This is a genomic window from Aetokthonos hydrillicola CCALA 1050 (assembly GCF_017591665.1).
Lineage (GTDB): Bacteria > Cyanobacteriota > Cyanobacteriia > Cyanobacteriales > Nostocaceae > Aetokthonos > Aetokthonos hydrillicola.
Map to the genome: position 1 here is coordinate 20931 of NZ_JAAKGC010000088.1, position 7094 is coordinate 28024.

Consider the following 7094-nt stretch of genomic DNA (forward strand, 5'->3'; position numbering starts at 1 on the left):
TCCTCATGTGTAGCTAAAACGGCGTGGTTCTAGTAAAATTGTAAAGATACTACCCCGTGGATAATTATCTTCGACCGTGATAGTGCCTTGATGAGCCTTAACTGCCATTTTGCAAAAAGCTAATCCCAAACCAAGCTGTGAAACTTCTTGCATGAGAGTTCCAATTTCATACTTCTCAAAAATACTTTGCCGCAAGTTATGAGGGACTCCTGGTCCTGAATCAGCAACTTGTACTTTAGCACCTCCTACTTCTAAATAATCTGCGCGCAGGGTTAATTGACTATTTGAGGGTGAAAACTTAATTGCGTTAGAGAGTAAATTATCAAGCACTCGACGAAAAATAGCCGCGTCTGCTTTAATAACGCCACCAGGTTTGGGTAATTGACTAACTACGGTCAGATTTTTTTGGGCTGCGATCGCCTCCATATCTGAGACGGCGGACGTACACAGCGCACAAAGATCTACATCCGTATAGTTGAGAGTCATCCGACCAGATTCCAGCTTTGCCATAAGCAACAGACTATCAATTAACGATTGTAATTGTTGTGCAGCGATCCCCAGTTGCTCAAGATTCCGTTGGTAGTGTTCACTAGGCAAATCCGGTAACCGAAGAATATCAGTCGATAGAAAAATACTGCCGAGTGGATTGCGCAAGTCATGCACAATCATATTCACCATGTCTTCTCGCAGTTTAAGCAGCGCTTGCAATTGATCGTAGTGCTGTTTAATCCGCAACATAGAACGAATTCTTGAGCGTAACTCTAAACTATTGACGGGCTTACTAATGAAGTCATCTGCTCCACTTCCCAAACACTTAGCCAGATCTTCTTTAGCAGTCAAGGCAGTTAACATAATAATAGGAATTGCATGGAGTCGCGGGTCGCCTTTAATACGCCGACAGACTTCCATCCCATCCATCTCAGGCATCATGACATCCAGCAAAATTATATCTGGTTGAAAACTCCTAAGGCGAGCAAGCGCTTTTCGACTACTAGGAGAGTAGTCTAGATGGTAGTTTTCACCATCCAGTAACGTTTCAATAACGTCGAAGTTATCCGGTTCATCATCAATGACCAAAATACAGGGTTGAGCTTCCATAGAGAATTTCTGCTATGCTATTTTTTCAAAAGTTTTTGAATTATTCCTACAAGCTGTTTAAGCTTTATAGGTTTGGTCAAATATTCGTTAGCTCCTGCTGCTAAGCAATTTTCTTGGTCACCGGGCATAGCTAATGCCGTTAGTGCAATGATTGGGAGCCTAGTAAATTGTTTTTCATTACGTATGCGTCGGATTGCTTCAAGTCCATCCATTTCGGGCATTTGAATATCCATTAAAATTAAATCAGGTTGTTCCGCTAGAGCTAAGTTCACTGCTTGTTGTCCATTTTTTGCCAGTATGAGATGATATCCACGAGTCTCGAGATAGCTGGATATTGTATCAATATTTGCTTCATTATCTTCTGCTAACAAAATACTAGGAGATTTTAAGCCAGGCTCTGGTGCTGCAATCACAGCCGGGGAGTTAGAGTTGGTAAAATTTTCCAGATCTTCATTAGTTTGAACGAGATACAGCTCATTGCTAGTACGGTAGGGGATACGAACTGTGAAACAACTACCTTTTCCGAGTTCACTCTTTACACTCACCCTTCCTGCATGGAGATTAACAATCCTATGTACCAGTGCTAGACCTAAACCTGTACCGTTATATTGGCGATTAAGGCTACTATCTATCTGGATAAAGGGCTTAAATAGCTTGCTAATATTCTCAGAAGCAATACCAATACCAGTGTCATTAACACAAAAGCAAAGGCTTGGGGTAGCAACAGAGCGGCTATTGATTTGTTCATGAGATGTTTCGACAAAGACTTCTAGCCTTACAGACCCCCCTGAAGGTGTAAACTTGACGGCATTACTCAGGAGATTGATCAGTACTTGACGTAGACGACGCTCATCTAGTTGGGCACTATCAAGGTTATTGGAAATACAAGTCGTGAGATCGATATTTTTCTTCACAGCCATCTGTTTAATAAAGGCAAGGCTGTTCTCGCATAAGCTTTTGATTGAAACCTCACTTAGTTGCAGTTCTAGCTCACCGGATTCGATTTTTGACAAGTCTAAAATGTCATTAATTAACTCCAGTAAATGTTTACCACTCCGCTCAATGGTGGCGATCGCTTTTGCTTGTCGTTCATTAATTGAACCAAACACCCCTTCTATAAAACCTTCAGACATACCGAGAATCGCATTGAGAGGCGTCCGCAACTCATGACTCATGTTTGCCAGAAATTCATCTTTTAGCTGAGTGGTGCGAGCAAGCTCGACGTTAGTTTCCCTCAGTTGCTCATTCATCTGTTGCAGTTGTTCTTCAGCGTGTTTGCGATCAGTGATATCTATGATTGTTCCAACGTAACCGATAATACGGCCACTAGAATCAATTTCTGGAAGAGCTTGACAGTAGAACCAAAATATGATGCCGTCAGGCCGCACACACCTGCCCTCATTACGGTAGAATCGTCGTTGTGCGAATGCTTGCTCCCATTCCATAACAATGCGATCGCGATCTTCTGGATGTAAGATTTGTAGCCATCCCATCCCCAACCCGGCTTGTATTGATACGCCCGTCATTTCGCACCATTGCTCGTTGACATAAATACAGTTACCAGAAGTATCAAACCGGAAAATCCCAACTGGTGCTACTTCTGCTAAGGTTGCATAGCGACTTTCGCTTTTTTGTAGAGCCTCCTCTGTTCGCTTAAAATCTGAGATATCGCGAAGGTTAACTACCACTCCTGAAATAGTTTGCTGTGAATCGACATAAGGGACATAAGAGACACTTAAAAATTGTGGTTTCACATTTGGATAGTTAAACCACCTCTGATACCTAATAACCTGTCCAGTCAAACACCGATCAAATCTAGGCTTAACAAGGCTTTCAAATAACTCTTCACCCAAAACTTCTGTCATTGAATGTCCCACTACTTCGTTGTAAGATTTATTACACCAAGACAAATAAGCTTGATTAACAACTTCATAGATGTAGTTGCGATTTATCAGTGCAATTCCATCTTTTGCCGCTGATACAATGCGTTGATATCGTTGTAAAGTTGTTTCAATCTGCTTAAGCCGGGTGATATCTCGTCCAACGCTTTGAAACTCTACGAACTGTCCCTGTTTGTCAAATAGCATTCGATTGATCCACTGTGTCCAGCGAATTTCTCCATTAACAACTACCCGATTCTCAATCGTCACGGTAGGATTTTTAGGACTCATGCTCTTTACTAATTGAGCAACAGTACCCCGATCTTCTTGAAAAATGATCGGTTCGTAGCTTTTGCCTATAATTGCCTCGTGTTGTACTCCAAAATATCGGCAGAAGGCTTGATTCACAAACGTAACGGTTGAATCTGGCAAATACCGAGCAATCAGCTCTGTTTGATCTTCAACAATGGCTCGATAACGTTGCTCACTGACTTTAACTAATTGTTCCGCTTGCTTACGTTCTGTAATGTCAATATGGCAACCAATCATGCGAAGTGGATTGCCATCTTGATCCCACTCAATAACACGACCTGAACAGATAACCCAAACTGTAGAACCATTTTTATGGTGATATCTTACCTCGTTGTAAAAAGGTATTTGTCCACGACTTTTAACATGTTGATCGAAGCATTCAAGCACTCGTGGCAAATCTTCTGCAAAAATCAGCTTTTGCCAGGTTTCCGGTTTATTTGGCAATTCATCATATTCATAGCCAAACATCCGTTTGAAACTTGGACTTAAATACTCCTGATTGCCAAATATGTCCCAGTCCCAGTAACCTGCAAGAATGATTTCGAGGATATCCTCAAGCAGCTTTAGTTCAGTTTGAAGCTTTTGGGTTCGTAGGATCTCTTGCTCTGCGTGCTTGCGATCTGTAATGTCTTCAATTACAGCAATGAAATACTTTGGTTCACCCGATTGATAACGCACCAATGAAACTGTGAGATTGATCCAGACAATTGAGCTATCCTTTCGGATATAACGTTTTTCCATCGAATATGTCTGAATTTCTCCAGCCAACAGCTTCTGCAAGTTTGCCAGATCGGTTGCTAAATCGTCTGGGTGAGTAATGTCTTGGAAACTTAAGGTTTCAAGTTCAGCTTGAGTATATCCAGCAATATCACAAAACCGTTGGTTAATACGAATGAATCGTCCGTTAAGTGACACGTGACTCATTCCGACGGCTGCTTGCTCAAAGGTACGGCGAAACCTTTGTTCGCTCTCGCGCAAAGCTAACTCTGCTTGTTTACGTTCTGCTAGTTGTACCTGTAACCGCTCATAAGAGTTCGCCTGGTGAATCGCAATTGATATTTGCACCGCAAGTTGATCTAGCAAGTCCAGTTCAGAGGATTGCCAATCACGAGATGCGGCACAGTGGTGAGCGATCAATAAGCCCCATAACTGATCAGCAACAATAATGGGAACGACCAAATTAGCTTTTACTTCAAATTCTTCTAGAAGCTGCAGATGACAGTCGCTTAAGCCAGCCTGATAAATATCACTCGTTGCCCGTTTTATGCCTTGGTGATACATCGCTCCTGCTCCCTCTTGAAAGCAGGTGTCTTGAATATGCTTCCCCAGCGCTTTTGTCCACCCTGGAAGCACTGATTCCGCTACAATCATACCACTCATATCTGGTTGAAATTGATAGACTAGTACTCGATCAGTCTTGAGCAACTGGCGTACTTCTGTTGTTGCTAAGCACAGGATCTCTTTTAGATTGAGAGATTGACGGATCCGTAAGGCTATTGCACTAATAAGTTGTTGTTGTTCCCGACTTTGTTCTAGCTGTTGGCTCAGACGCATCCGCTCAACAGCATTATGAATTGAGAACTGAAGAATTTCAGGTGTGATTTTGTCTTTGACTAGATAATCCTGCGCACCGCTTTTCATCGCACGCACAGCAGTTATTTCATCTCCTTGTCCTGTTAGCATGATTACAGCGCATTGAGTATTGCTAACGTGTTTCCTCAATTGCTTAAGAAACTCCAGCCCATCTAGATCCGGCAACAGAAAATCTAGCAAAATGACATCAGGTATCTCCTGGTGACACCATTCCATTGCTTCTTTGGCAGTTCTAAACTGGAAAATACGATAAGTATACAAGCTATCCTGCTTCAAAAAGCGGCAAAATGCTACCTGATCTTCGGGACAATCATCAATGAGTACTGTGGTTAGGAGCAAGGGGTTTCTCATAAACGGACTTTCAAAAGAAATTTAACTTCTTTCACCAATGTGTAAAAAACCTCTCGTAAGTTGAGTAATACTTAAGCATGTGACCGTAAGTACAAGTATAACCACTAATAATAAAACATACGTAATCCTTGAAAGTCTTTAATAAGTCGGTATTATCCTTGAAATTTTAAAAGATTAAGTTTTCCTTCTATGGTAAAATTTAGTACAGACCTATAAAGATGAGAGGTGGATGTGGCACGCAAACGCTTAATTATCGAGATGGGGATGGGAGTAGATCAGCATGGTCAGGAATCAACCATTGCAGCAGCGAGAGCCGTGAGGAATGCGATCGCACACAATGCTTTACCCGGTGTATGGGAAGTAGCTGGTTTAAGTGATCCAAATGAAATGATTGTAGAGGTAAAGGTGGCAGTACCTTACCCAGAACAAGTCAGAGAAGATGAGGTTTTAGCTGTACTTCCCTTTGGACGCAAAACGCTGACTGTCGAGTCTGGCGGAATGATAGTCCAAGGTAGAGCCATTGATTCGCTCGACGATAAAAATGACGAAATGTTAATAGCTGTCGCTGCTGTGACAGTCTTAATTGAACAAAACTGATAATATTGTAGCGCGTGATAGGCTAAGGCGAGCCAACTCTTCCCTAAGCTAAACTAGAGGCATTGGAGTGGAAATCTCTGGCTGTGATTCCTAAAGACAAGTATTTATAACCACCCCAACGATAATGTCTCAAGAGAATAACCAATCGCTCCCGATTCAGGAGATAGACAAACTTAAACCAGTACATTTTGCAGATTTAATCAGATCCGCACAATTAGTCTTCGATCCAGCCGGCGGAGTCTCTGGAAGAATTAAACCAGTCAATTGGCAGGAGGAGTTTGGCATTCCTGCTGATGTAGAGAAAAATCTTAAAGCTCTAGGTGAAGAGTACAGATACGCATCCCCCCATGTTCCAATTGAAGTTGTATGGAGTAAATTAACTCCAGAGACTCGTATTTGGTTCATTGAGAATAAAGATCAGTTGTGGAAGCTTGAAGAAGCTTTCCCTGCTCTTGATGAAGACTAATTTAAAACAGGAGTCAGAATTCAGAATACAGGAGTCAGAATACACCAGCACAAAGGGATAGTGTTTAAAGAAACGTTTCACCCCTGTCTCATCCACTCATAGATGAAGTTTTAAACCTTTAATTATTCTGACTCCTGACTCCTGAATTCTTCTTTTTTAAAACCTGCCAAAATGGCACCTACGCTCTAAATTTACAGGTTACTTTATAGAAGGTAAACGACTTCAAGGGTGTTGTTATCAGGGTGTGTCACAATCATAAGTTATTGTTGTGATACACTTTTCAAAAACCAATTTTAAGCAAATAGTCTGTGTAAGAATAATACACTACTATTTGCTTAAATTCAAGAAAAATCCAAATAATAACTTTTGCATTTGCTGCATCTGGAATATCTAACGAGTACAGGTGTTATCCTTGATCTACATAACCCCCCTAAATAACGGGTAACTTCTGTATCTAATTCCTCAATCGCTTCAGCAGCAAATGTTAGAGTGGGAGCAAGACATGCGTCTGATGTAGTTGCTCCCACTCTTTCTATTTTTCAGATCTACTCCGCTTCTCCATAAGCCTGCCATGCCAAGTCTACCAGCCCATCGATGATGGCAGCGGCTACTATAGCATTACCTTTGCGGCTGTCGAGCGTAATACTAGGAACTAAAGAATCTCGTAACCGTTCTTTAGCTGTATCAATATCCAGGAATCCACCCGGCGTAGCGATAATCAAAGCTGGTCTAATTTCCTCTGCTTCAATTAAATCAACAAGTACCATTAGTGCAGTCTGAGCTTGACCTACTACAAA

At 41.6% G+C, this 7094-nt stretch carries 5 protein-coding genes; 2 read left to right on the forward strand and 3 right to left on the reverse strand.

Translation table 11 applies throughout. The features are described 5' to 3' along the window. Nucleotides 1-3: 3 nt before the first annotated feature. Nucleotides 4-1098, reverse strand: coding sequence for a hybrid sensor histidine kinase/response regulator (locus tag G4P69_RS29115; RefSeq protein WP_208339544.1), 1095 nt, complete (start codon nucleotides 1096-1098; stop codon nucleotides 4-6). A 17-nt stretch (nucleotides 1099-1115) separates the two neighbouring features. Then, on the reverse strand, nucleotides 1116-5234 hold the full coding sequence (locus tag G4P69_RS29120; RefSeq protein WP_208339546.1) for a PAS domain S-box protein: 4119 nt from the start codon (nucleotides 5232-5234) through the stop codon (nucleotides 1116-1118). A 231-nt stretch (nucleotides 5235-5465) separates the two neighbouring features. Here G4P69_RS29120 and G4P69_RS29125 point away from each other — a divergent pair, with 231 nt between their 5' ends. Both G4P69_RS29125 and G4P69_RS29130 read left to right on the forward strand, forming a co-directional pair. Beyond that, nucleotides 5466-5831 carry a Lin0512 family protein gene (locus G4P69_RS29125; RefSeq protein ID WP_208339548.1) on the forward strand — a complete coding sequence of 122 codons (366 nt, stop codon included), beginning with the start codon at nucleotides 5466-5468 and terminating at the stop codon, nucleotides 5829-5831. A gap of 124 nt (nucleotides 5832-5955) precedes the next feature. Continuing rightward, on the forward strand, nucleotides 5956-6297 hold the full coding sequence (locus G4P69_RS29130; RefSeq protein WP_208339550.1) for a hypothetical protein: 342 nt from the start codon (nucleotides 5956-5958) through the stop codon (nucleotides 6295-6297). Nucleotides 6298-6842: 545 nt separating this feature from the next. On the opposite strand, the gene G4P69_RS29135 is transcribed toward G4P69_RS29130, so the two are convergent. Continuing rightward, nucleotides 6843-7094, reverse strand: a 252-nt coding sequence (locus tag G4P69_RS29135) for a precorrin-8X methylmutase (RefSeq protein WP_208352926.1), incomplete at its 5' end; no start/stop codon positions are given.